The 25,728-nt window shown below is 56.1% G+C and carries 17 protein-coding genes; 10 read left to right on the top strand and 7 right to left on the bottom strand.

Going from position 1 to position 25,728, the window contains the following annotated elements; genetic code table 11:
* The first annotated feature begins 20 nt into the window (after positions 1–20).
* The 6 genes from bcsB (at position 21) to AAIG26_RS16655 (ending at position 12,376) form a co-directional block, all read left to right on the top strand.
* Positions 21–2,405 carry a cellulose biosynthesis cyclic di-GMP-binding regulatory protein BcsB gene (gene bcsB / locus AAIG26_RS16680; RefSeq protein WP_343181019.1) on the top strand — a complete coding sequence of 795 codons (2,385 nt, stop codon included), beginning with the start codon at positions 21–23 and terminating at the stop codon, positions 2,403–2,405.
* A gap of 6 nt (positions 2,406–2,411) precedes the next feature.
* On the top strand, positions 2,412–3,518 hold the full coding sequence (bcsZ, locus tag AAIG26_RS16675; RefSeq protein ID WP_343181018.1) for a cellulose synthase complex periplasmic endoglucanase BcsZ: 1,107 nt from the start codon (positions 2,412–2,414) through the stop codon (positions 3,516–3,518).
* Complete coding sequence (bcsC, locus tag AAIG26_RS16670; RefSeq protein WP_343181017.1) at positions 3,500–6,988, top strand: cellulose synthase complex outer membrane protein BcsC; 3,489 nt, start codon at positions 3,500–3,502, stop codon at positions 6,986–6,988. The genes bcsZ and bcsC overlap by 19 nt, the downstream gene beginning before the upstream one ends.
* Positions 6,989–7,208: 220 nt before the next feature.
* Positions 7,209–9,215, top strand: a complete 2,007-nt coding sequence (hmsP, locus tag AAIG26_RS16665) for a biofilm formation regulator HmsP (RefSeq protein ID WP_343181015.1) — start codon at positions 7,209–7,211, stop codon at positions 9,213–9,215.
* A gap of 157 nt (positions 9,216–9,372) precedes the next feature.
* Positions 9,373–10,659, top strand: a complete 1,287-nt coding sequence (locus tag AAIG26_RS16660) for a dicarboxylate/amino acid:cation symporter (RefSeq protein ID WP_020455664.1) — start codon at positions 9,373–9,375, stop codon at positions 10,657–10,659.
* Between the two features lie 217 nt (positions 10,660–10,876).
* Positions 10,877–12,376, top strand: a complete 1,500-nt coding sequence (locus tag AAIG26_RS16655) for a pitrilysin family protein (protein WP_160268412.1) — start codon at positions 10,877–10,879, stop codon at positions 12,374–12,376.
* 43 nt (positions 12,377–12,419) lie between these two features.
* Here AAIG26_RS16655 and AAIG26_RS16650 read toward each other — a convergent pair whose 3' ends face one another.
* Positions 12,420–13,349, bottom strand: a complete 930-nt coding sequence (locus AAIG26_RS16650; RefSeq protein ID WP_097406438.1) for a sugar kinase — start codon at positions 13,347–13,349, stop codon at positions 12,420–12,422.
* 232 nt (positions 13,350–13,581) lie between these two features.
* Here AAIG26_RS16650 and pdeH point away from each other — a divergent pair, with 232 nt between their 5' ends.
* Entirely contained in the window at positions 13,582–14,352 is a 771-nt protein-coding gene (gene pdeH, locus AAIG26_RS16645; protein WP_020455661.1) for a cyclic-guanylate-specific phosphodiesterase, read from the top strand.
* Between the two features lie 67 nt (positions 14,353–14,419).
* Entirely contained in the window at positions 14,420–16,474 is a 2,055-nt protein-coding gene (locus AAIG26_RS16640) for an AsmA family protein (protein ID WP_160268413.1), read from the top strand.
* A gap of 50 nt (positions 16,475–16,524) precedes the next feature.
* Here AAIG26_RS16640 and AAIG26_RS16635 read toward each other — a convergent pair whose 3' ends face one another.
* The 3 genes from AAIG26_RS16635 to AAIG26_RS16625 form a co-directional block, all read right to left on the bottom strand.
* Positions 16,525–17,841, bottom strand: coding sequence for an MFS transporter (locus AAIG26_RS16635; protein WP_020455659.1), 1,317 nt, complete (start codon positions 17,839–17,841; stop codon positions 16,525–16,527).
* A gap of 272 nt (positions 17,842–18,113) precedes the next feature.
* Positions 18,114–19,145: an inner membrane protein YhjD gene (gene yhjD / locus AAIG26_RS16630; protein ID WP_343181013.1), complete on the bottom strand. Its 1,032-nt coding sequence runs from the start codon at positions 19,143–19,145 to the stop codon at positions 18,114–18,116.
* Positions 19,146–19,194: 49 nt separating this feature from the next.
* Positions 19,195–20,097, bottom strand: a complete 903-nt coding sequence (locus tag AAIG26_RS16625) for a LysR family transcriptional regulator (RefSeq protein WP_044489752.1) — start codon at positions 20,095–20,097, stop codon at positions 19,195–19,197.
* Between the two features lie 119 nt (positions 20,098–20,216).
* Here AAIG26_RS16625 and AAIG26_RS16620 point away from each other — a divergent pair, with 119 nt between their 5' ends.
* Positions 20,217–20,975: an SDR family oxidoreductase gene (locus tag AAIG26_RS16620; RefSeq protein WP_045507652.1), complete on the top strand. Its 759-nt coding sequence runs from the start codon at positions 20,217–20,219 to the stop codon at positions 20,973–20,975.
* Between the two features lie 57 nt (positions 20,976–21,032).
* Here the strand turns inward: AAIG26_RS16620 and AAIG26_RS16615 are convergent, their stop codons facing one another.
* Positions 21,033–21,431: a YdeI family stress tolerance OB fold protein gene (locus AAIG26_RS16615; RefSeq protein ID WP_020455655.1), complete on the bottom strand. Its 399-nt coding sequence runs from the start codon at positions 21,429–21,431 to the stop codon at positions 21,033–21,035.
* Between the two features lie 68 nt (positions 21,432–21,499).
* Positions 21,500–22,036 (bottom strand): GNAT family protein, encoded by a 537-nt coding sequence (locus AAIG26_RS16610; protein WP_343181011.1) that lies wholly within the window; start codon positions 22,034–22,036, stop codon positions 21,500–21,502.
* Between the two features lie 157 nt (positions 22,037–22,193).
* On the opposite strand from AAIG26_RS16610, the gene AAIG26_RS16605 reads away from it, so the two are divergent.
* The gene (locus AAIG26_RS16605) at positions 22,194–23,783 is read left to right on the top strand and encodes an STY4199 family HEPN domain-containing protein (protein WP_313626894.1); all 1,590 of its coding nucleotides are present in this window, start codon (positions 22,194–22,196) and stop codon (positions 23,781–23,783) included.
* A 125-nt stretch (positions 23,784–23,908) separates the two neighbouring features.
* Here AAIG26_RS16605 and AAIG26_RS16600 read toward each other — a convergent pair whose 3' ends face one another.
* Positions 23,909–25,558 carry an alpha,alpha-trehalase gene (locus AAIG26_RS16600; protein WP_343181010.1) on the bottom strand — a complete coding sequence of 550 codons (1,650 nt, stop codon included), beginning with the start codon at positions 25,556–25,558 and terminating at the stop codon, positions 23,909–23,911.
* Positions 25,559–25,728: the final 170 nt, after the last annotated feature.

Genomic DNA, 25,728 nt, shown 5'->3' with positions numbered 1-25,728 from the left:
TTAACAATGATGAAAACGCGATGAAAAGAAAACTTTCCTGGATTTGTGCAGTGGCTATGGGGACGAGTGTTTTATCTCCGGTGATGACGTATGCAGCGCCAGCCCCGACGGTTCCGGCTGTTGCGCCCGCCACTGAACCGGTGGCAACGCCTGCGCCGGGACAAACGGAATCATTGACGCCAACCACGCCAACCGATGGTCAGAACGTTGTCGGAAAGGTAATGCCGGGCGTACCGGGGGCGAATGCGCCGGTGGTCGCCGCCAACGCGCCGTCGCGCGATGTGAAACTGACGTTCGCCCAAATTGCGCCGCCGCCTGGCAGTATGGTGCTGCGCGGTATCAATCCGGACGGTGGCGTTGAGTTTGGTATGCGCAGCGATGAGCTGGTTTCGAAAGCGGTGCTCAATCTTGAGTACACGCCATCGCCCTCTCTGCTGCCGGTGCAATCGCAGTTGAAGGTTTATCTGAATGATGAACTGATGGGCGTCTTGCCGGTCACCAAAGAGCAACTCGGCAAGAAAACGCTGGCACAGGTGCCGATCAACCCGCTGTTTATCACCGACTTCAACCGCGTGCGGCTGGAATTTGTCGGCCACTATCGTGATGTGTGCGAAAACCCGGCCAGCAGCACGTTATGGCTGGATATTGGCCGCAGCAGTTCGCTGGATTTGACTTACCAGAAGCTGGCGGTGCAAAACGATCTCTCCCATTTCCCGATCCCCTTCTTCGACCCGCGTGACAACAGGGCGCTGACGCTGCCGATGGTTTTCGCTGGCACACCGGATATTGAACAGCAGCAAGCCGCTGCGGTTATCGCCTCCTGGTTTGGCTCCCGCACCGGCTGGCGCGGGCAGAGTTTCCCGGTCATTTACAACGCGTTGCCGGACCGCAACGCGATCGTCTTCGCCACCAACGACAAACGTCCTGATTTCCTGCGTGATGCGCCGGCGGTGAAAGGGCCGACCATTAGCATGATCAACCACCCGAATAACCCGTACGTGAAGCTGCTGGTAGTGTCTGGTCGGGATGACAAAGATCTGATGCAGGCGGCGAAAGGTATCGCTCAGGGTAACGTGCTGTTCCGTGGCGATAGCGTCACGGTGGATGAGGTGAAACCGCTGCTGGCGCGCCAGCCTTACGATGCGCCGAACTGGATACGTACTGACCGTCCGGTCACCTTTGGCGAGCTGAAAACCTATGAGGAGCAGTTACAGTCGACCGGGCTGGAACCCTCGGCGATTAACGTGTCGCTGAACCTGCCGCCGGATCTCTATTTGCTGCGCAGTACCGGTATCGATATGAACCTGAATTATCGCTATACCGCGCCGCCGACCAAAGACAGCTCGCGCATGGATATCAGCCTCAACAACCAGTTCCTGCAATATTTCAACCTGACCAGCAACCAGGATACGAACCGTCTGCTGCTGCATCTCCCGGTGCTGCAAGGGCTGCTGGACAGCAAAACGGATGTCTCTATTCCGGCGCTGAAACTGGGCGCGGTGAACCAGTTACGCTTTGATTTCCAGTATATGAACCCGATGCCGGGCGGCACTATTGAGAACTGCGTGACCTTCCAGCAGGTGCCAAACCGCGTGGTGATTGGCGACGACTCCACCATCGATTTCTCGAAGTATTACCACTTTATTGCGATGCCGGACTTACGCGCTTTCGCCAATGCGGGCTTCCCGTTTAGCCGCATGGCCGATTTGTCGCAAACAATAGTCGTCACGCCGCCGCAGCCGACACCTGCGCAGATGGGTACGCTGCTGGATTCGCTGGGTGCGGTGGGCGCACAAACTGGTTTCCCGGCAATTAATGTGCAACTCACTAACGATGGTAACCAAATCAAGGATAAAGACGCCGACATCATGATCATCGGCACCATTCCTCCGGCGTTAAAAGACGATAAGAAAATCGATCTGCTGGTGAATGCGGCGCAAAGCTGGGTGAAAACGCCGCTGCGCCAGACGCCGTTCCCGTCGATTGTGCCGGATGCCGCCGACCGTCAGGCCGATGCGCAAACCGGGATCACGTCCGATGGCCCGATGGCGGCGATTGTCGGCTTCCAGTCGCCGTATCACGATCAGCGCAGTGTGGTCGCGCTGCTGGCAGACAGCCCGCGCGGGTATGAATTGCTTAACGGCGCGATGAATGACAGCGGCAAGCGCGCGGCGATTTATGGCTCGGTGACCGTGATTCGTGAATCTGGCGTAAGTGGCCTGCGCGTCGGCGATATTTACTACGTCGGCCACTTGCCGTGGTTTGAGCGCATCTGGTACGCGCTGGCTAACCATCCGGTGCTGCTGGCGGTGCTGGCGGCAATCAGCGTGGTGTTGCTGGCGTGGGTGCTGTGGCGTCTGCTGCGGATCATTAGCCGTCGCCGTCTCGACCCGGATCACGAGTAACGAAAAATGAGAACGCTACGTTGGTGGGTAATAGTGGCGTTGATGCTGGCGGCGGTAAATGTGCGCGCCGCCTGCACCTGGCCTGCCTGGGAACACTTCAAACAAGCCTATATCAGCGATGGCGGCCGGGTGGTTGATCCCAGCGATCAACGCAAGATAACCACCTCGGAAGGGCAGAGTTACGCGCTGTTCTTCGCGCTGGCGGCTAACGATCGCGACACCTTCGCCAGGGTGCTGCAATGGACGCAAAACAACCTGGCGCAGGGCTCGCTCAGCACCCATCTTCCCGCCTGGCTGTGGGGCAAAAAAGAGGACAATAGCTGGACGGTTCTCGACACCAATTCGGCGTCCGACTCCGATCTGTGGATTGCCTGGTCGCTACTGGAAGCGGGGCGTTTATGGAAAAACGACGAGTATAGCCAGACGGGTAAGGCGTTGTTAGCCCTCATCGCCAAAGAAGAAGTGGTGACGGTCCCAGGGCTGGGATCGATGCTGCTGCCCGGTAAAATCGGCTTTGCCGAACCGACCACCTGGCGTTTTAACCCGAGCTATTTGCCGCCGCAACTGGCGAGTTATTTCAGCCGCTTTGGCGCACCGTGGTCGACGCTGCGCGAAACCAATCTTCGCCTGTTGCTGGAAACCGCGCCGAAAGGCTTTGCGCCCGATTGGGTACGTTTTCAGAAAGAGGGCGGCTGGCAGCTTAAACCCGAAAAGACGCTGGTGAGTGGTTACGATGCCATCCGCGTTTATTTGTGGGTCGGCATGATGCATGACCGAGACACGCAGAAAGCGCGCCTGGTGGAAAAATTCAAACCGATGGCCAGCGTGACCACCAAAAACGGCCGCGTGCCGGAAAAAGTGGATGTGGCGAGCGGAAAAATTCTTGGGGATGGGCCGGTGGGGTTTGCCGCCGCGCTGTTGCCCTTTTTACAGGATCGTGATGCGCAAGCCGTACAACGGCAACGGGTCGCCGATCATTTCCCCGGCGACGATGCCTACTATAGCTATGTTCTGACCCTGTTTGGCCAGGGGTGGGACCAGCACCGTTTTCGCTTCACCCCTCGCGGTGAGTTACAACCTGACTGGGGCCAGGAATGCGCAACTTCACAGTAAGTTTACTCTGTTTCTCACTCGCGCTTGCGCTGGCTCCCGCCGCGCTTGCGGCCGATACTGGCGCGCAGCAACAACTGCTGGCGCAGGTGCGTCTTGGTGAAAGCACCAAACGCGAGGATCTGGTGCGCCAGTCACTCTACCGCCTTGAGCTTATCGCGCCGGATGACCCGGAAGTCATCGCCGCGCGCTTACGCTATTTGCTGCGCCAGGGCGATAACGCGGGTGCGCAAAAGCAGCTTGATCGCATGAAACAACTGGCACCCGACTCCAGCACTTATAAATCGGCGGTGACCACCATGGCGCTCTCCACGCCGGAAGGCCGCCAGGCGCTGCAACAAGCGCGTTTGCAGGCCACCACCGGCCATACGCAGGAAGCGCTTGCGGCCTACGACGCCTTATTCAAAGGTAACCCGCCGCAGGGCGATCTGGCGGTGGAGTACTGGATGTTGGTGGCAAAAGTGCCCGCGCGTCATGCGGAAGCGGTTAAACGTTTGCAGGCGTTAAATGCCGCTAACCCTGGCAACGATCAGCTGCAGGGCGGGCTGGCGCAAATGTTGTTTGCCGACGGGCGCAGCGCGGAAGGTTATGCGGTGCTGGAACAGATGGCGAAAACCAGCAACGGCCGCGCAGCAGCAGCGAGCATCTGGTATCAACAAATTCAGGCGATGCCGACCAGCGACGCCAGCGTAAAAGCCCTTCAGCGTTTTCTGACGCTGTTCAGTTCAGGCGACACGGTAGACAGCGCCCGTACGCTGCTTGCCGCGCAGCAAAAACAGCTGGCCGACCCGGCGTTTCGCGCGAAAGCGACAGGGCTTGCGGCGGTGGATGCCGGGCAGGGCGCGAAAGCGGTGAGCGAGTTGCAGCAAGCGGTTAATGCTAACCGCGCGGACAGCGAAGCGGTCGGGGCACTGGGGCAAGCCTATTCACAAAGCGGCGATCGCGCCCGCGCGGTGGCGCAACTGGAAAAAGCCATCGCCATGGATCCGACCAGCGGCAATCGCAGCAAGTGGGACAGCTTGTTGAAAACTAACCGCTACTGGCTATTGATTCAGCAGGGTGATGCGGCGCTGAAAGCCAACAACGTGCAGCAGGCAGAGCGTTATTACCAGCAGGCGCGCAACACGGATAACACTGACAGCTACGCGGTGCTCGGGCTTGGTGATGCTGCTGCGGCGCGCAAAGATAATGCAGCGGCTGAAGGGTTCTATCGCCAGGCGCTGCGCATGGATAGCGGCAACAGCAACGCGGTGCGCGGTCTGGCGAATATTTACCGCGCGCAGTCGCCGGAAAAAGCGGAACAGTTTATTCAGTCGCTCTCTGCCAGCCAGCGGCGCAGCATTGATGATATTGAACGCGGGTTGACTAACGACCGGCTCGCGCAACAGGCAGAAGTGCTGGAAAACAGAGGTGAATGGGCGCAAGCGGCAGAGTTGCAACGTAAGCGGCTGGCGCTCGATCCTGGTAGCGTTTGGATAACCTACCGGCTGGCCAGCGATCTGCGTCAGGCGGGGCAGCGGGGCGAAGCCGATTCGCAGATGAACCGTCTGGTCACGCTCAAACCGCACGACCCGGAACAGGTCTACGCGTATGGCCTCTACCTTTCCGGCAATAACCAGCCACTGGCGGCGCTGAATCACTTAAATGCGCTGCCGAAAAGCCAGTGGAACAGCAATATTCAGGAGCTGGCCGACCGGCTGCAGGCCAACCAGTTGCTGGACAATGCCAACCGTCTGCGCGATGGCGGTCATGAAGATCAGGCGGTAGCGCTACTGGCGCAGCAACCGGCGTCTTCACGCATTGATTTAACCCTCGCCGACTGGGCGCAGCAGCGCGGCGACAACGGCGAAGCACAACGTTATTACCAACGTGTTCTGCAAAGAGAACCCGCCAATGAAGAGGCGTTGCTTGGCCTTGCGGAGCTGTATGCCGCAGACGGCAATCGCATGGCCGCGCGTGCGGCGCTGGCGAAACTGCCGGCAGCGACGCCCGCCCAGCCGCCGTCAATCAACACCCAGCGTCGGCTGGCGCTGGTGCAAACCCAGTTGGGCGATACCGCCAGCGCAAAACGGATCTTCACAGCCATCCTCCCGCAGGCAAAATCTCAGCCGCCATCAATGGAGAGCGCGCTGGTCTTGCGCGATGCGGCACGTTTTGAGGTACAAAATGGCGAGCCACAGCAGGCACTGGATAGTTATAAAGATGCGATGGTGGCGTCTGGCGTCACGACGACGCGCCCGGTGGATAACGACACCTTTACCCGCCTGACACGCAATGATGAAAAAGATGACTGGCTGAAACGCGGCGTGCGCAGCGATGCCGCCGATCTCTACCGTCAGCAGGATCTGAATGTCACATTGCAGCATGAGTTTTCGGATTCCAGCGGCACGGGCGGGTATTCGGATTTGAAAGCGCATAACACCATGTTGCAGGTGGATGCGCCGCTGTCGGACGGGCGGATGTTCTTCCGGACTGACATGATAAATATGGATGTCGGAACTTTCAGTAAACGCGATGATGGTACTTATAACCCCCGTTTTGGTACCTGTGTCGATGTGCCTTGCGTTGGCGGGAATCGCCACCAGTCTGATAGCGGTGCCAGCGTTGCGGTGGGGTGGCGAAACAATACCTGGTCGATGGATATTGGCACCACGCCGATGGGCTTTAACGTTGTGGATATGGTGGGCGGAGTCAGTTACAGCAGCGATCTCGGGCCGTTTGGCTATACCGTGGATTTACATCGCCGCCCCATTTCCAGCTCTTTGCTGGCCTTTGGCGGGCAACAAGATCCGAGCAGCAACACCGGTAAAACCTGGGGTGGTGTGCGGGCGAACGGCGGCACGTTGAGTCTCAGTTATGACAAGGGCGAAGCGAACGGCGTGTGGGCGAGCCTCGGGGCGGATACGCTGGAAGGCAAAAACGTAGACGACAACTGGCGCGTGCGCTGGATGACCGGCTACTACTACAAACTTATCAACGAAAATAACCGGCGCGTTACCGTGGGCCTGAACAATATGATCTGGCACTACGACAAAGATTTGAGTTATTACACCCTGGGCCATGGTGGTTACTACAGCCCGCAGGAATATCTCTCTTTCTCGGTTCCGGTGTTGTGGCGTGAGCGTACCGAGAACTGGTCCTGGGAACTTGGCGGTACGGTGTCGTGGTCGCACTCCCGCACTAAAACGATGCCGCGTTACCCCCTGCTTAGCTTGATTCCTGCGAATTTCCGCACCCTGGCAAGCGAGCAGACCGAATCCGGCGGCAGCAGTAATGGCTATGGTTATACCGCGCGTGCGCTGATTGAGCGCCGGGTGACTTCCCACTGGTTTGTCGGTGCGGGTGTCGATATTCAGCAGGCCAAAGACTACACCCCAAGCCACGCGCTGATTTATGTGCGTTATTCCGGTGCGGGCTGGCAGGGCGATATGGATATGCCGCTCCAGCCTCTGGTGCCGCACGCCGACTGGTAAAAAAGGAGTATTCCTGGCGGGAAATAACGGTATAAAGCGACAAGTCTATCGTTGTTAACCGCCAGCGATTCAATAAGTTATCACCTGCTTTCCCTGCAGTTTTCCGCTGAGTGAGATTCTGCTTAGCGGTTTATCTCAAGCGACGCGCGATAGAGTATACTCTGGCGGCTAAGTGCCCTTTTTTTCAGTTCTGCGCTCATTGTGTCTCTGGAGAGTGATTTTGCGTGTCAGCCGTTCTTTAACCATTAAACAAATGGCCATGGTTGCTGTTGTCTCTATGGTGTTTGTTTTTATTTTCTGCGTCATTTTGCTGTTTCATTTCTTACAGCAGAATCGCTATAACACGGCCACACAACTGGAAAGCATTGCCCGCTCCGTACGCGAACCGCTTTCAGCGGCGATTTTAAAAGCCGACATCCCCGAAGCAGAAGCGATTATCAAACAGATTAAACCGGCGGGCGTTGTCAGCCGCGCGGATGTGGTGCTGCCGAATCAATTTCAGGCCTTGCGCATGAGTTTTATCCCGGAACGTCCGGTTCCGGTGATGATCACACGGATGTTTGAACTGCCTGTGCAGATCTCCTTACCCATCTATTCGCTGGAGCGCCCGGCAAACCCGCAACCGCTGGCCTACCTGGTGCTGCAGGCGGATTCATATCGGGTTTACAAGTTCGTCATCAGCACCTTATCAACGTTAGTGACGGCTTACTTACTGTTGACGTTAATGCTCACGGTGGCGCTCACCTGGTGTATCAACCGGCTGGTGGTTCACCCGCTGCGAAAAATTTCCCGGGAGCTTAACGATCTTCCGGCGTCAGAACTGGCCGGGCATCAATTACCTGTGCCTCGTCTCCATCATGATGATGAAATCGGCATCATGGTGCGCAGTTACAACCGCAACCAGCAGTTGTTGCTGCGTCAGCAAGAAGAGCTGAACACCCAGGCGACGCATTTCCCGGTTTCTGAATTGCCGAATAAAGCCTTCCTGATGGCGCTGCTGGAGCAAACGGTGACCCGGCAAAACCCCACCGCGCTGCTAGTTATCGCCTGCGAAACACTGCGTGATACCGCCGGTGTGCTGCAGGAGTCTCAGCGCGAGATGTTGCTGCTGACGCTGGTGGAGAAACTGAAATCGATACTGACGCCGAACAGGGTGCTGGCGCAGGTGAGCGCTTATGACTTTGCGATTATCGCCCACGGTGTGAGTGAGCCGTGGCACGCCATGACGCTCGGTAAGCAAGTGCTCACTGTAATTAACGAGCGTGTGCCGCTGCACGGCATCCAACTGCGTCCCAATGCCAGTATTGGTGTGGCGATGTTTTACGGCAACCTTTCTGCCGGGCAGCTTTACCACCGGGCCGCTTCTGCTGTCGTCAGCGCGCAGCGCAAAGGGAAAAACCAGATCCAGTTCTTCGATCCAGAGCAGATGGAGCGGGCACAGCAATGGCTGGCGCAGGAGAGCGACATTCTTACCGCGCTCGATGAGGGACGTTTCGCGATCTGGTTGCAGCCGCAGGTGGATGCGGCGAGCGGCGAACTGGTGAGCGCGGAAGCGTTGCTCCGTTTGCGCCAACCAGATGGCAGCTGGGCATTACCGGAAGGGCTTATCGAACGTATTGAGTCCTGCGGATTGATGGTCAACGTCGGCTATTGGGTACTGGAAGAGTCCTGCCGCCTGCTGGCGGGCTGGCAAGCGCGCGGCATTATGCTGCCGCTCTCGGTGAATCTCTCGGCCTGCCAGCTGACGCATCCCACCATGCTGGCCGATATGCTGGATTTGTTGCAGCGTTACCGTATTGCGCCGCAGACGTTGATCCTCGAAGTGACCGAAAGCCGCCACATTGATGATCCCCAGGCCGCAGTGGCGATTTTGCGCCCGCTGCGTGATGCCGGAGTACGTATTGCGCTGGATGATTTCGGCATGGGTTATGCCGGACTGCGCCAGTTGCATCATATGAAGTCGCTGCCGGTCGATGTGCTGAAAATCGACAAAATGTTTGTTGAAGGTTTGCCGGATGAACACAGCATGGTGGCCGCCATTATCCATCTGGCGCGTAGTCTGGATCTGCGCATCGTCGCTGAGGGCGTGGAGAATGAAGCGCAACGGGCATGGCTGGCTGACGCGGGTGTGGATGTGGCGCAGGGCTTTTTATTTGGCCGCGCGGCGTCTGCCGAGGCGTTTGAACAGCAGTTCTTTGCTGGATCGGATAAGCCTGAAAACACGTAATTTGTTACGGGCTTGTGCGAGTCAGTTCAAAGTTTTTAACATTGTTGTTTCAGATTTGATGTAAGTTTATTTCTGTCATGTTTGACGGGTGTTATTTTTAAACCGCAGGCTAACTGAAAACCCTACAAAGCCTGAGGTTTAATCTCAAGGACACCTTATGAAAACCTCCCTGTTTAAAAGTCTCTACTTTCAGGTTCTGACCGCGATTGCCATCGGTATTCTGCTTGGTCATTACTACCCTGAACTCGGGGCACAGATGAAACCGCTTGGTGATGGCTTCGTGAAGCTCATCAAGATGATCATCGCCCCGGTGATTTTCTGTACTGTTGTCACCGGTATCGCCGGCATGGAAAGCATGAAGGCGGTAGGTCGTACCGGTGCGGTTGCACTGCTTTACTTCGAAATTGTCAGTACGCTGGCGCTTATTATCGGGCTGGTGATCGTTAACGTGGTGCAACCGGGCGCCGGAATGAACGTCGACCCTGCAACACTCGATGCCAAAGCCGTGGAGGTGTATGCCGAGCAGGCGCAACAGCAGGGGATTGTCGCCTTCCTGCTTGATGTCATACCGGCGAGCGTGATTGGCGCTTTCGCCAGCGGCAATATTCTGCAAGTGCTGCTGTTCGCGGTGCTGTTTGGCTTCGCGCTGCATCGCTTAGGCCATAAAGGCCAGCTGATTTTTAACGTTATCGAAAGTTTCTCGCAGGTGATCTTCGGCATCATCAATATGATCATGCGCCTTGCGCCGATTGGCGCATTCGGGGCAATGGCGTTTACCATCGGCAAATATGGTGTCGGTACGCTGGTGCAACTCGGCCAGTTGATTATCTGCTTCTATGTCACCTGTATTCTGTTTGTGGTGGTGGTGCTGGGAACGATTGCCCGTGCAACAGGCTTCAGCATCTTCAAATTTATCCGCTATATCCGCGAAGAGCTGTTGATCGTTCTGGGCACCTCTTCATCTGAATCCGCACTGCCGCGCATGCTGGAGAAGATGGAGCGCCTGGGCTGCCGTAAATCGGTGGTCGGGCTGGTTATCCCAACCGGCTACTCCTTCAACCTGGATGGCACCTCCATTTACCTGACGATGGCGGCGGTGTTTATCGCCCAGGCAACCAACAGCCATATGGATATTTTCCATCAGATCACGCTGCTGGTCGTGCTGCTACTGTCCTCAAAAGGTGCCGCCGGGGTGACGGGCAGCGGGTTTATTGTGCTGGCCGCCACGCTTTCCGCCGTCGGGCATTTGCCGGTGGCAGGGCTGGCGCTGATTCTGGGCATTGACCGCTTTATGTCCGAAGCGCGCGCGCTGACCAACCTGGTGGGCAACGGCGTCGCGACTATCGTGGTGGCGAAGTGGGTAAAAGAGCTGGATCAAAAACAGCTGGTCGACACGCTGGATAACCGTTCCAGCGCGGCGAAAACCCCCGGAATTTCTTCATAATTTCGTGACTTATGACCGCAGTCCCTTGTCGGGCTGCGGGTACCTGCGCATAATTACCTCCTGGATCCGTCACAATTTACGATGAAATTTCGTGATAATTCACATCGCGATGTGACGTTTTGCATTTCCCGCGGTCTAAAAGCGAAGTGTTTTAACACGCTTTTAGCCCCTTTGCGCGGGCATACTTTTTAACCAGGAATGTTGATTAGGGGTTCACATGCAGGGCACAAAAATTCGACTGTTAACGGGCGGTTTGCTGATGCTGGCAGCTGTCGGTTATGTGCAGGCAGATGCGCTCCAGCCTGACCCGGCCTGGCAACAAGGGACGCTGGCAAATGGTTTTCAGTGGCAGGTTCTGGCCACACCCCAGCGCCCCAGCGATCGCATTGAGATTCGCCTGTCTATTGATACCGGTTCGCTCACCGAAGGTAGCCAACAGAGCGGTTTCAGCCACTTTATTCCCCGCGTTGCGTTGACCCACAGTGGTCGGCTCGAACCTTCCCAGGTACGCTCGCTGTGGCAACAAGGTATTGACCCGAAGCGCCCGCTGCCGCCGGCGCTGGTCTCCTACGAATACACGCAATATAACCTCAGCATACCGAACAACCGCAGCGACCTGCTGAAAGAGGCGATGGTTTACCTGGCGGATGCCGCCGGAAATCTCACCATCACGCCGGAAACGGTGAATCACGCTCTCGCCAGCAACGATATGGTTGCTACCTGGCCGCCCGACACCAAAGACAGCTGGTGGCGCTACCGCCTGAAAGGTTCGCCGCTGCTGGGGCACGATCCCGCCGGAACGCTGAAAGAGCCGGTCGATGCGGCGCAACTGAAAGGTTTCTACGAAAAATGGTACACGCCGGACGCGATGACGTTGATTGTGGTCGGGAATGTGGATAGCCGCGCTATCGCCGAGCAGATTGGTAAAACCTTCGGCGAGCTGAAAGGGAAACGCCAGACGCCTGCGCCGGTTGCGACGCTGTCGCCGCTGCCGCGCCAGTCGGTTAGCCTGATGAGCGAGGGTGTCACCCAGGATCGTTTGTCGATCATGTGGGACTCCGCCTGGCAACCGATTCGCGAGTCCGCCGCCCTTGAGCGTTACTGGCGTGCGGATTTGGCGCGTGAAGCCCTGTTCTGGCATATCCAGCAGAACCTGAGCAAAAACAACGCCAAAGAGATTGGTCTCGGTTTTGACTGCCGGGTGCTGTTCCAGCGGGCGCAATGCGCCATTAACGTTGATTCACCCAATGACAAGCTCAATACCAATGTCGGCGTGATCGCGCGTGAGCTGGCGAAAGTGCGCGAGAAAGGGCTGCCGGAAGAGGAATTTAAAGCGCTTATCGCGCAGAAAAACCTTGAGCTGCAAAAGCTGTTCGCCACCTATGCGCGCGCCAGTACCGATATTCTGATCAGCCAGCGGATGCGTTCTTTGCAAAACCAGGTGGTGGATATTGCGCCGGAGCAGTATCAAAAGCTGCGCCAGAACTTCCTGAACAACCTGACGCCGCAGATGCTGAACCAGGATCTGCATCAGCAGCTTTCACAGGATATGGCGCTGGTGTTGCTGCAGCCGAAAGGCGAGCCGGAGTTCAACATGAAAGATTTGCAGGCAACGTGGGATGAAGTGATGGCACCGCCAGCGGATAACGCCGCAGCGCCTGCTGCCAGTAGTGACGAAAGCCATTCTGACGTCTCGGACATTCCCCCGCAGCAGTAATGCTTAATTGCCCCTCTCCGGTAAAGGAGAGGGGTGAACAGCGTTATTGCGGCATGGCATCGCGCGGAATAATCGCGCCGCGATACTGAATAACCGTACTGGCGGTTAAATGCCCGCGTTTTGCCGCTTCTGTCGCATCGCCACCGGTCAGACGTACCGACAGGTAACCCGCGCTGAAGGAATCCCCGGCCGCTGTGGTATCAATCACTTTCTCTTTTGGCAGTTTCACCGCCGGAACTTCCACCAGCGCTTCACCCGCAATCGCTACCAGGCAGGACTCTGCGCCGCGCTTGATAACCACTTCTTTTACGCCCGCGCGCTGCGTGCGTTCGATGACTTCTTCCACCGGTTTCTCGCCCCACAGCAGATCTTCGTCATCCAGCGTCAGGAACGCGATATCCGTGCAAGCCAGCATTTGCTGATAAACCTGACGCGTCTCTTCTTTGCTGGCCCACAGGCGTGGACGGTAGTTGTTATCAAAAATCACTTTGCCGCCATTCGCACGGCATGCCTGCAACAGCGACAACAGTTTGTTGCGGCTTGCCGGGCTAAGAATGGCAAGGCTGATGCCGCTCAGGTAGAGGTAATCGAAGGTCGCAAGTTGTTCGCAGATAGCCGCAGACTGCTCGCTCTCCAGCCAGAATTTGGCGGCTGCTTCGTTACGCCAGTAGTAGAAAGTACGCTCGCCGGTGCTGTCGGTTTCGATGTAATAGAGGCCAGGCAGGCGGTTTTCCATACGTTGCGTCAGGCTGGTATCGACGTCCTCGCTTTGCCAGGCATCCAGCATCTGCTGGCTGAAATTGTCGGTGCCAAGCGCGGTAACATAGTGCACGGAAAGCGCCGCAGGATTGACCTGGCGGGCGATATAAACAGACGTGTTAAGCGTATCGCCACCAAAGCCACGGTTCACTTCCGTGCCTTTTTGTGACAGTTCAATCATGCATTCGCCAATGACGGCAATTTTCCTGGACATAGTCATCAACCTGGATCAGATAAATTAACGGTAGTGTGCGTTGTGGGTGATTCGTGGTCAACTATATTAAAACAACGTTCCAGTATTTTTTTGAGCTAAAGCCTGTTCCTGGCAGATTTCCCGTCGGCGGTTTTTAAATTTGCCCGCAGACGGAGCGTAAAGTTATCGACACGCCCGCCGATAACTCATTGACGAATTCCTCCCGGTCATCGCCTTCGACAGGACAGCAGAAATGAAGTTAAAGCAGGTCATCCAGCAGCTAAACATTCCGGAAGCAAGCATTGAAAGCTTGCAGGAGCGTCGTTATTGGCTGCAATGTGAACGTGCTTATACTTATCAGCCCATCTATAAAACCGATGGTCGTCTGATGGCGGTTGAAGTATTAACCATTGTCACCCATCCGTCGCAGCCGGAAACGCGCATTGCGCCGGATCGCTATTTTTCCGAAGTGGCGGTGCGCCAGCGTGTTGATGTGGTGCATGAGCAAGTGGCGCTGCTGGCGGAACAAAAAGCCTTCTTCCTCAGCAATGATGTGCTGGCCTCGGTGAATGTTGACGGCCCAACCCTGCTGGCGATGCGCCAGGATACCGATCTGATGGCGTTGATTAATTCACTGCCGTGGATCCGCTTTGAACTGGTCGAACATATCCGGCTCCCGCAGGATTCGACGTTCGCCTCGATCAGCGAAATTGGCCCGCTGTGGCTGGACGACTTCGGCACCGGCATGGCGAATTTCTCTGCGTTAAGCGAAGTGCGTTACGACTACATCAAAGTGGCACGCGATCTGTTCATCATGTTGCGTAAAACGCCGGAAGGGCAAAACCTGTTCACCATGCTGTTGCAGTTGATGAACCGCTATTGCCAGGGCGTGATTGTCGAAGGTGTGGAAACGCTGGAGGAGTGGCGCGATGTGCAGGATTCACCGGCTTATGCGGCGCAGGGCTATTTTCTCTCCCGTCCGGTTCCTTTAGCCAAACTTGAACACGTGATACTCGAGCTGTAACCGCAGCCCTTTCTGCGAGCCTCTACTATCTTTATGACAGGTAAGGCTTTAAAGGAAAGGCAGAACGATGACAAAAACGAGTAAAGCGATTATCGCCGTCTTCGCGACGTTGCTGTTGCTGATTGTGGTCGCCATTATCATCATCGCCACATTCGACTGGAACCGCCTCAAACCCACCATTAACGAAAAAGTCTCCACGGAACTTAACCGTCCGTTCGCTATTCGCGGCGATTTGGGCGTGGTGTGGGAACGACAAAAAGAGGAAACCGGCTGGCGCAGCTGGGTTCCATGGCCGCATGTTCATGCCGACGATATTATGCTGGGCAACCCGCCGGGTATCGACGAAGTGACGATGGTGCATTTACCCCGCGTTGAAGCCACCCTCGCGCCGCTGGCGCTGTTCACCAAAACCGTTTACCTGCCGTGGATCAAACTGCAACAGCCCGATGCCAGGCTGATTCGTCGCTCGGAAAAGCTCAACAACTGGACCTTCACGCTGGCCAGCGACGCCAACAAAGACGCAAACGCGCAGCCTTCGAGTTGGTCATTCCGGCTGGATAACATTCTTTTTGATCGCGGGCGTATCGCCATTGATGATGCGCTCAACCGCGCTGATATCGAGATTCTGGTAAATCCCTTAGGCAAGCCGCTGCCGTTTAGCGAAGTGACCGGCAAAAGCGACAGCAAAGTCAACGCCGGGGATTACATCTTTGGTCTGACGGCGAAAGGGCGTTACAACGGCCAGCCGGTGTCCGGCAGCGGCAAAATTGGCGGCATGCTGGCGCTGCGCAGCGAAGGCACACCTTTCCCGGTGCAGGCGGATTTCCGCTCCGGTAACACGCGCGTGGCGTTTGTCGGCACCATCAACGACCCGATGAACATGGGCGGTGCTGACTTACAACTCAAGTTCGGCGGCAACTCCCTTGGCGAACTGTATGACTTAACCGGCGTGTTGCTACCGGACACGCCGCCATTTGAAACCGATGGCCATCTCATCGCGAAGCTCAACAACGAAAAAGGGTCGGTGTATGACTATCGCGACTTTAATGGTCATATCGGCGAAAGCGATATTCATGGCACGCTGCGCTACACCACCGCTAAACCGCGTCCAAAACTGGAAGGCGACGTTGAATCGCGCCAGTTACGGCTGGCAGACTTAGGGCCGCTGATTGGTGTCGATTCCGGCAAAGGCGCTGAGCAGTCGAAACGCACCGAGCAGCAAAAGGGCGAGAAAGCAGGGCAACCGGCAGACAAAGTGCTGCCGTATGACCGCTTTGAAACCGACAAATGGGACGTAATGGATGCCGATGTGCGCTTTAAAGGCCGGCGGATTGAGCATGGCTCAACGTTACCCATCAGCGACTTGTCGACCCACATTCTGCTGAAAGATGCCGACCTGCGCCTGCAACCGCTGAAATTTGGTCTGGCGGGCGGCACCATCTCATCGAATATCCATCTCGAAGGGGATAAAAAACCGATGCAAGGTCGGGCGGAGATTCAGGCGCGGCGGCTGAAGCTCAAAGAGTTAATGCCTGATGTCGAGCTGATGCAGAAAACCCTCGGTGAGATGAACGGTGACGCAGAGCTTCGCGGCGTGGGCAACTCCGTAGCGGCGCTGCTGGGCACCAGCAACGGCAACCTGAAATTGTTGATGAACGACGGGGTAGTCAGCCGTAACCTGATGGAAATTCTTGGTCTTAACGTCGGCAACTATATTGTCGGTCAGTTGTTTGGCGATGACGAAGTGCGGGTAAATTGTGCCGCAGCGAACCTCGATTTAGTCAATGGCGTCGCGCGTCCACAAATCTTCGCCTTTGATACGGAAAACGCGCTGATTAACATTACCGGCACCGCCAGCATGGCGTCGGAACAACTCGACTTAACCATCGATCCTGAAAGCAAAGGCGTGCGTATTGTCACGCTGCGTTCACCGCTCTACGTGCGTGGCAGCTTTAAAAACCCGCAGGCGGGGGTGAAACCCGGGCCGTTGATTGCGCGCGGTGCGGTGGCGGCAGCGCTGGCAACCCTGGTCACCCCAGCGGCGGCATTGCTGGCGTTGATCTCGCCATCGGAAGGCGAGCAGAATCAGTGTCGGGCGATTTTGTCACAGATGAAACACTAGGAAGCACAACGGGAAGTGGCCCTCTCTTCAGCGAAGAGAGGGCAAAAAGGTTACAGCGACTGGTGTTTAGTTTCGTGGGTCAGCAGCAGCGCGATAAGCGTTAACGTGGCCATCGCGGCCAGGTAGAACCCGACATACATCAGACCATAATTGGCCTGCAGCCAGGTGGCGATATAAGGTGCCACCGATGCGCCGAGGATCGACGACACGTTGTAAGAGAACGACGCGCCGGTATAACGCACTTCCGTCGGAAACAACTCCGGCAGCAGCGCGCCCATCGGACCGAAGGTCAGCCCCATCAGGCTCAGGCCGATCAGCAGGTAAGCCATCACCAGCACCGGGCTACCGGAACCGAGCAGCGGCGGGAAGACAAACAGCGCGAACAGGATGATAAGCGTGGTGATGATCACCATGCTTTTGCGGCGACCAAAGGCGTCCGCCAGCAGACCCGCCACCGGCACCATCACACCGAAGCCAATCACCGCCATCATCAGCATCCACAGCACTTCGTTACGCGGCAGGCCCAGGCCCTGCGGCGAGGTGCTGAAGGTCATGGAATAGACCGTCATGATGTAGAACAGCGTATAGGTCGCTAGCATGATAAAGGTGCCCAGCACGGTAACGCGCACATGTTTGGTCAACAGCGTGCCCAGCGGCACTTTCACCTGCTTCTTCGCGGCGGCGACTTTGGCAAATACCGGTGTTTCATGCAGCGAAACGCGAACGTACAGGCCAATCAGCACCAGCACGGCGGAGAAGATGAACGGCACGCGCCAGCCCCACGCCATAAACTGCTCATCGGTCAGTAACCAGGAGAGCAGCAGGAAGGTGCCGTTCGCAAAGAAGAAGCCAATCGGCGCGCCCAGTTGCGGGAAAGAGCCGTACAGCGCGCGTTTGCGCGGCGGGGCGTTTTCCGTGGCCAGCAGCGCCGCGCCGCCCCATTCGCCGCCCAGCCCCAGACCCTGGCCGAAACGCGCCAGTGCCAGCAGCAACGGTGCCATCACGCCAATGGTTTCGTACCCCGGCAGCAGACCGATCAGCACGGTTGAGATCCCCATCGTCAGCAGCGAGGCCACCAGTGTCACTTTACGGCCAACGCGGTCGCCGAAGTGACCAAACACGGCGGAACCAATCGGGCGCGCAATAAAAGCAATGGCGAAGGTCGCCAGCGACTGTAGCGTGGCGGCCGTCGGGTCGCCCTGCGGGAAGAAGATATGCGGGAATACAATCACCGCAGCGGTGGCGTAAATATAGAAATCGAAGAACTCGATGGCGGTGCCAATCAGAGACGCAACGACGACTTTATTACGTGAATTTACCGGGGGATTTTCCTGCTCGTTGTCGAAAGTTGTGGCTGTAGCTTGCATAGAATTTTCTTATTTTTGCGCGAACGAACGACCATATTAGCCACAGCAAAAGCGACATTTCAATCTGTAACAAACCGGGCTTTCGCGCAAAAAACCGGCAAAAAGCGAATAATTTTCAGACTCACGATTTACCTTCTATGAAATGCTTCACAGATTTTAATAATCAGAGAATAAAACTGGTTTTTGGTTAAATAAAAGTTACGGACTGGATTTTCATGCTGAAATCGCCAGGCGGGCTGAAATATTCCATTTCCTTCAGCCCGATAGCAGTGTTAGTGGTGGGTTTTGTCCGGCATGCGCGGGTCACCTTTGTACTGCGCAGTGGCGATCCACGCGGCGCAAAACAGCGTCAGGCGAGCAAAGAAGTAGAAGAACGCCATCAGCCCGAGCACCGAGCCAAACGCCGCGCCGGAAGGCGATTTGACCAGCGATGGCAGCGTCCAGGTCATGATGATTTTGATCACTTCAAACCCAATCGCGGCGAGAAATGTGCCGCGAATCAGCGCCTTTTTACGCGGGCGGTGGCGCGGCAAACGCCAGAAGATCCAGAAGAAGAGCAAATAGTTCGCGAAAATCGAAATAGCCAGGCCAATCAGCCGCCAGGCCGGTTTCAGCCATTCAATGTAATCCAGGTGCAGCGCGTTGATGATCAACTGCTGCGCGGAGCCCGCCACCGACGTTATGGAAAGCGTCACGATCAGCGCGACTAACAGACCAATCAGCGAAATGAAGTCGCGGAAATACTTTACCCAGATTTTTTCTTCATCCTGCGCGTTACGCTCCCAGACATCGCGCGACTGAGCGCGGATTGCCTCACGCAGGTTGCCGGTCCAGTTGACGCCGGAATAGAGGGCGATAGCCAGCCCGACAATCCCTACCGTCGTGCGCTGCTGCACGGCAATATTGAGGGTGTTTTGCAGTGTCGAAGCCATCGTCGGATCGTTCACGCTCATCAGGATCTTATTGAAGATGTCCTGCAACAGCGTCGGGTGCGAGGCGAGCACAAAACCGGCGGCGGCAAACGACACCATCATGATGGGGATCATCGACAGAAACGAGAAGTAGGTGATCGCCGCGCCAAACTGGTTGCCCATGCGGTCGTTAAAACGTTCCGTCGCGCGGATCAGGTGCGCCACCACAGGCCAGCGCTGGATCTTTTGCACCATGTCGGTGAGGGATGCCAGCGTGGTACTGGCGGCTGAAGGGGCAGAATGTTTCTTTTCGGTGGGCTGCTCAGCCATCTTCCTGACGGGTTCGTAGTCGAGGTCTTGCGTCGGGCGTTTTTCATGATTTTCCGGCGTCATCAGGTCTGTTTTCCTTCTCCTGAATGTGTTGTAACTGAAATTATAGCTGCTAGTGGTCGACGTAATCCTTCAGTACGGTCGCCAGCCACTCCATAAACAGATGCACGCGGCGCGATAAATTACGGCGGTGCGGGTAAATCAGCGAAACCGGCATCGGCTCCGCACGATATTGCGGCAGGATCTCCACCAGCTTCCCCGCCCGCAGCGCTTCGCGTACGCCAACGCGCGGCACCTGAATAATCCCTAATCCGGCCAGACAGGCAGCCTGGTATGTTTCGGTACTGTTCACCGTCAGTATGCCGCCGGTTTTCACCCAGTGCGTCTGTTTATCCTGCCAGACCTCAAAGCCTGGCGGGCGCGTACCAAGGTTAACGGCGTAATGCACCAGCGCGTGGGAGGATAAATCGTCGAGCGTTTCCGGGTAGCCAAAACGCGCCAGATAATCGGGGCTGGCGCAGTTAATGACCGACAGCCGCCCGAGCTGGCGGGCGATCAGACCGGAATCTTTGAGCGTGCCAACGCGCACGACGCAGTCGAACCCTTCGCGAATAATATCCACCAGCCTGTCGCTGCTGCTGAGCTCCAGTTCAATGCCGGGGTATTGTTGCAGGAAAGCGGGCAGGCGCGGGATCAGCAGATTTTTCGCCACCCCGACCGGCATATCGACGCGCAAACGCCCGCTGATGCTTGATGGATCATGCAGGAACATACCGTCGAGCTCATCCATATTCGCCAGCAGATCTTTCGCCCGCTCGTAGTAAACCATGCCGTCCTGCGTGAGCTGGACGCGGCGTGTGGTGCGGTGCAACAACTGGGTGCCGAGGTGCGTCTCCAGCGCCTGGATCTGGCGCGATACGCTACCCTTAGGAAGCCCCATCGAGTCCGCCGCGCGGGAAAAACTCTCCAGTTCCGCCACGCGGATAAACAGTTGCATTGCGTAAATTTTATCCATCATCACGCTCGATTGTTGCCTGTAATGAAACAGTGAAGCGTAATTTAGCACCTTTATTGTTTATTCGTCAGCTAATAAGCTCTTTTCACGGTCTCACATCAGCGAAAACGAGGTTTCTTATGACACAACATATTGCTTTAGTGACAGGTGGCAGCCGCGGTTTGGGTAAAAACGCGGCGCTGAAGCTGGCAGCGAAAGGAACGGGCATTATCCTGACCTACAACAATAACGCCGAAGAAGCGCAGAATGTGGTGCGTGAAATTGAGCAAAAAGGCGTGAAAGCGGTGGCATTGCAGCTTAACGTCGGTGATATCACCGGATTTGATGCTTTTGCGCGCAACGTGCAGGAACAGTTGAAATCGGTATGGCAGCGCGAAACGTTTGATTATTTATTGAACAATGCTGGCATCGGTATCAGCGCAACTTTCGCCGAAACCAGCGTTGAGCAATTTGATCAGCTGGTGAATATCCATTTCAAAGGCCCGTTCTTCCTGACGCAAAGCCTGCTGCCGCTGCTGAAAAATGGCGGGCGCATCCTGAATGTTTCCAGTGGCCTGGCGCGTTTTTGCCAGCCGGGCTATGCGGCGTATGCGTCAATGAAAGGGGCAATGGAAGTGCTGACCCGTTACCAGGCGAAGGAGCTTGGCGCGCGGGGCATTTCGGTGAATATCATTGCACCGGGGGCGATTGAAACCGATTTTGGCGGCGGGGTAGTGCGTGATAATGAGCAGGTTAATCAACACATTGCTGCGCAAACCGCGTTGGGTCGTGTCGGCCTGCCGGATGATATTGGCGATGCGATTGCCGCACTGCTGAGCGACGAGCTGGCATGGATGAATGCGCAACGCGTGGAAGTGTCGGGTGGGATGTTCCTGTAAGACCGTAAGACCGTAAGACCGTCACGCCCGGCAGGGTTCGCTGCCGGGCGTGCAGCTTTACTGTTTCTGAAAATGCGTTACCCGGATACGCACCGGTTGCTGTTTTTTATCCAGCGAGCCGCTGATGCCGACCAGTTCATCCGGCGACACGGATTTACCATCAAATATCGCCGCTGGAATATAGACCTGAACCTGATCGGTTTTGTCGCGGAACAGGTAAAGATCACCGCTCTCCTTCTCAACCAGGTTACCGCGCAGCGAGACGGACGCGCCATCATGCAGGGCTTTTGCCTGTTTGACGGTCATGGTGCGCGCATCTTCCATGCCGCGATAGCCGTCATCCATTTTATGCGGCGGTGGCGGCGCTTTGTCCGCTTTCAGACCGGGTGCATCTTCTGCGAATGCCGTCATGGAGAACAGCGCCACCAGGCTGGCGGCAAGCACAATTTTCTTCATAACCTCTCCTGAATATTGCCGGAACACGTCCTTAAGCCTGGCAGAGCATAGCGAACTATGCTGACGAATTATCGTTTTTCGTCATATTCGTGGCGCAGTAAGCCAAACAGCCAGTCGTTATGCCAGCGTCCTGCCAGCCAGTAGGACTCGCGCAATTCGCCTTCAAGAATAAAGCCGGTTTTTTCCAGCAAGTGTCGGGACGCGTGGTTTCCCGCCGTTACGGTAGCGGTGAGTTTACGAATGTCGCCTTCGCTGAAGGCGTAATCACACAGCGCTTTTAGCGACTCCTGGCCATAGCCTTTGCCTTGTGCGGCAGACGCGAACAGAAAGCCGACTTCGGCGCAGTCATCCTCGCGGTGAATATAACCGGTGACGCCCAGCGGTTTGTTTGTCGCCGTGTCGCGTACCAGCAGGCAGAGCCAGTGTCGGCTGCCGGGGGACCAGGGGGCCAGCCGGGCGTCGAATGCTTCACGGATCTCATGTTCACTGCGGGCATCGGCAACGTAGCGCATTACCTGCGGATCTTGTTGCAGTGAAAGAAAGAATGGCCATGCTGCTTCTGTTATTGGCGAACAGGTCAGTCTTGGGGTAAAAAGCATTAACACAGTGAATATCTCCTGCTGTTTTTTTTTCGGCTTGAAACCACTATCACTGATAATAATCGTCAACTGAGCTATCTTTTACTTATTCATAAATAAAGAAAAAATTAAGCGCTCAGGTTGGCCAGTTAATTGTTTCTTCAGTTGTACTTAAAGGAAAATAATGACTCTTTCTGCCCCATTGAATACGGGTGAACAGTTTGAAAAATGCATTGCTATTATTCGCGAGGCGTCTGTTGAAATCTTATTGCTGCTGAATGTGCATTTTGATGAAGGTAAAGACCCTCGCTGGTTTTTGGAACAACTGGATGTTGCGCGCCTGAGTTTGGGTGGCTGGGGCGCGGTGGCTAAACGACTAAAACTCAACGATGCGGAATTAACACAGTTCACTTTACAGCTTCGTCACTTGCAGCAGCTCGTTCCGCGTTATGAGAACGGGCAGAATGTGACGGAAAATCAGCTTATTGCGGCGCTGCGATTTATCAGCGCGCTGGAAAACCTGCGTAATAAGCAGAAGTTGCTGAGCTACAACACCGCCTTGCCGTCGGATGATGCGCAGCAGCGGCAAGGGCTACAGCAGCTACGCGCCATGGAAACGATGATTAAATCGCTGGTGATGCAGGTGTGGCCGGATAGCGAAAAGCTGCGTAATCACCTGAAAACACAGTTTGGTGCCGATCGTGTGCGGCGCTGGCTACGGCTTGGCGATCACAACGATGTCCTGAGCGGCATGCGGTTTAGCGAGCTGGCGCTGTTGCTGATAGATAAAAAAGAGTTTAGCCAGCGTTATGCCCGGCTGTTTAATGACGCCTCGGAACTGAACCTGCTAGTGGAACCGCGCAAAACGTTGCAAACCTTTCTGGATGACATTCGCCAGATGCGTGCAAGCGTGGTGTCAGGACAGCCGCTCACCTCTAATCAGCTGCTCTTATTGAACAGCTATTATCCGCAAATTACCGGACCGGTTCAGCGCGCGTTCGACGAGGGGCGCACGCAAACCAATCCCGCTGAAATACTGCGTGAGGCCGGCGGGGATTTAGACGCTTACTGGGAGCAGACGCGGAAAAAAGACCGCGCTGCCGGAGGTGATGCGATGCCGATGCGTGACAGTATTGATAAACCTGCAAAACGATCGGTGCGCAGCCGCGAAGAGCGCGACCAGATGCTCTCCGGCGTGCTGTGGAGCGCGGTCGGTGTGATGGTGTTGCTGATGGCGATTGGCGCCTTCTGGATGTTTACCAGCGGGATGTCTGGACCGGTGGCGCGTCAGACCCGGGTTACCGTGCCGATTGCCGAGGATCGCGAACGGCCCTCACCGAAAGAGGAACTCAGCCGCCTGGGACTGCCGCGCGACGAAAATAACTTCCGCGCGGCGATTGATCGCAACGATACGCGCGTGGTGTCGCTGTTTTTACGCACCGGGATGAACTGGAAACTCTCCTGGACGGAAAACGCGGTGATAGCGGATTACAACGATGTGCTGGATCTGCTGCTGCGATATCGCCTGCAAATGGATGAAAACCGCCCTTGTCGCCGTTTTATCGCGACGCTGACCCATGAAATGGCGGTGAACAATAAAAAGCTGACCTCGATTACGCGCGACTATCTACGCGCGTTTTGTACCGTCAAGCCGGTGGTAGATCGCCAGCGGTATGAGATGGAGCAAGCGCAGTTACGTTTCGAAGCCGATCCGTCGGATGAAAACCGCAAGTGGTCGGATATTCAGACCTCGATTTATGAGGTAATTGATTAATTTTCGCAGGTGCATACTTTCGTGTTACGCACAGCAACCTGGCACATCCTGGCGCTTACAAGCGTAAGCGACCAGGATGCACCAGCATAGCCAATGACGTGATAGCGCGCCGCTGAAGCGGCAGCTTACGGTTCGCCGTACAAACCGATAAGGCGGCGCACTACGCCGTTCGTCCAGCCGAAACCATCCTGCAACGGGTATTCACCCCCACCACCTTCACGCGGCGTACTGCTGGCGATATGGTACTTCTCAATCAGCTTGTGGTGCTGCTGATAGTAGTGATTCACCGTCTGCAACCAGCTATGGGCGATCTCATTGCCCAGCGAGTCGTTACCGTACATTTTGAAGCCCTGAATCGCCATCCATTGCAGCGGTGCCCAGCCGTTGGGTTTATCCCACTGTTCGCTGGTTTCGTACTCTGTTGCCAGAATACCGCCAGGCGTCAGCAGGCGTGCTTTTACGGCGTCCGCCAGCCGCTCTGCCTGCTCATGGGTTGCCATGCCAACATACAGCGGGACAATACTGGCCGCGGAAAACAGCGCCATCTGCTCACGACGCCAGTCGTAGTCGCGATAACAGCCATTCTCGTCATCCCACAGATAGCGGTTCACCGCCGCGCGGCGATCGCTCGCTTTCTGGCGGAACAGCGCTTCGCGTTCTCTGTCGCCTTTCAGCCCGGAAATATTGGCGATAGCGCTTTCCAGTTTGAACAGAAACGCGTTCAAATCAATCGGGATGAACTGCGTGGTGCGAATGCTCGCCAGCCGTTGCGCATCGCGCAGCCAGCGCGAGGAGTAGTCCCAGCCGGACGCCGCACCCGCGCGCAAATCGCGATAGACTTCACTTGCCGGTCGCCCGGAATGACGCGCCGTTTCAACGTCCTCAAGCCAGGATTCATCACGCGGCGTGTCGCGGTCGTCCCAGTAACGGTTGAGCAACGAACCGTCCGGCATACGCACCGCGTGGCGGTACGCCTGGTTCAGCGCCAGCGATTCCGCGCCATCCATCCAGAACGCGTACTCCATTAACAGATGATCAAGGTAGCGTCGCGCACCGCGTACGCCGTCCTCTTCAAACAGCTCAACCATCAGCGCGAAAACCGGTGGCTGCGAGCGGCTCAGGTAATAGGTGCGGTTGCCGTTCGGAATATGACCGTAACGCTCAATCATCCACGCGAAGTTATCCGCCATACAGCGCAGCAAATCATCGCGCCCGCTCTCTGCAAGGCCAAGCATGGTGAAGTAGGAATCCCAGTAGTAGGTCTCGCGGAATCGCCCGCCGGGCACAATGTACGCCTGCGGCAGCGGCAGCAGGGAAGACCACGGAATGTGATCCTGTGGCTCTCGGGTGAGGATCGGCCACAACTGGTCGATATGCTCTTTTAACGAGTTCTCCGGATTGGAGACGTACGTTTTGGAGTAGTCCTCCGGCATCCAGAAATGCGCTTTCACGAATTGGCGCAGATCGAACTCCGGTTTGCGTTTGATTTTGCGATAGCGAATCAGAATATCGAGCGGATCCATTTTCGGCGCGCAGTCGGGAAAGGTTTTGCTGTCGGCAAAAATACGCGACGACTGCACGTGTTCAAACAGTTCAAGATAACGATCGGCAGGGGTTAGCGCGTCGGACGCCGGTAACCCTTCGATCATTTCCGGCTCCGGCTCCGCCTCGATCATTTCATCCAGTTTTAACTCGCACGGATCGGTTTCGTAGACGATCTCTTCCTCAATCACGAACTCGACGGATTCTGCGCTTTGTAGTTTCTGGTTGAACATAAGGATTATGGCCTCCGGATGTCGTCGTAAAAAATTACGGGTGTTGCCCGGCTATCTATTAAGCGTAGACATTCGCTTCGATCCGTGAAGGACGAAGTGTGCGGTTGATCACATTTTAGCGTGGTAAGGAATAAACGCAAAAACCCACAACCTACTGATTAATAGTGTAT

The sequence above is a fragment of the Kosakonia sp. PSU_27 genome, assembly GCF_039409795.1.
In the GTDB taxonomy this organism is placed as follows: Bacteria; Pseudomonadota; Gammaproteobacteria; order Enterobacterales; family Enterobacteriaceae; genus Kosakonia.
This window is presented reverse-complemented; position numbering and strand designations above follow the sequence as displayed.

Excerpts from the sequence above, each read along its gene's own strand:
- bcsB (WP_343181019.1), top strand. The coding sequence starts at position 21 with ATGAAAAGAAAACTTTCCTGGATTTGTGCAGTGGCTATGGGGACGAGT.
- bcsZ (WP_343181018.1), top strand. The coding sequence starts at position 2,412 with ATGAGAACGCTACGTTGGTGGGTAATAGTGGCGTTGATGCTGGCGGCG.
- bcsC (WP_343181017.1), top strand. The coding sequence starts at position 3,500 with ATGCGCAACTTCACAGTAAGTTTACTCTGTTTCTCACTCGCGCTTGCG.
- AAIG26_RS16660 (WP_020455664.1), top strand. The coding sequence starts at position 9,373 with ATGAAAACCTCCCTGTTTAAAAGTCTCTACTTTCAGGTTCTGACCGCG.
- AAIG26_RS16655 (WP_160268412.1), top strand. The coding sequence starts at position 10,877 with ATGCAGGGCACAAAAATTCGACTGTTAACGGGCGGTTTGCTGATGCTG.
- AAIG26_RS16650 (WP_097406438.1), bottom strand. The coding sequence starts at position 13,349 with ATGTCCAGGAAAATTGCCGTCATTGGCGAATGCATGATTGAACTGTCA.
- pdeH (WP_020455661.1), top strand. The coding sequence starts at position 13,582 with ATGAAGTTAAAGCAGGTCATCCAGCAGCTAAACATTCCGGAAGCAAGC.
- AAIG26_RS16640 (WP_160268413.1), top strand. The coding sequence starts at position 14,420 with ATGACAAAAACGAGTAAAGCGATTATCGCCGTCTTCGCGACGTTGCTG.
- AAIG26_RS16635 (WP_020455659.1), bottom strand. The coding sequence starts at position 17,841 with ATGCAAGCTACAGCCACAACTTTCGACAACGAGCAGGAAAATCCCCCG.
- yhjD (WP_343181013.1), bottom strand. The coding sequence starts at position 19,145 with ATGACGCCGGAAAATCATGAAAAACGCCCGACGCAAGACCTCGACTAC.
- AAIG26_RS16625 (WP_044489752.1), bottom strand. The coding sequence starts at position 20,097 with ATGGATAAAATTTACGCAATGCAACTGTTTATCCGCGTGGCGGAACTG.
- AAIG26_RS16620 (WP_045507652.1), top strand. The coding sequence starts at position 20,217 with ATGACACAACATATTGCTTTAGTGACAGGTGGCAGCCGCGGTTTGGGT.
- AAIG26_RS16615 (WP_020455655.1), bottom strand. The coding sequence starts at position 21,431 with ATGAAGAAAATTGTGCTTGCCGCCAGCCTGGTGGCGCTGTTCTCCATG.
- AAIG26_RS16605 (WP_313626894.1), top strand. The coding sequence starts at position 22,194 with ATGACTCTTTCTGCCCCATTGAATACGGGTGAACAGTTTGAAAAATGC.
- AAIG26_RS16600 (WP_343181010.1), bottom strand. The coding sequence starts at position 25,558 with ATGTTCAACCAGAAACTACAAAGCGCAGAATCCGTCGAGTTCGTGATT.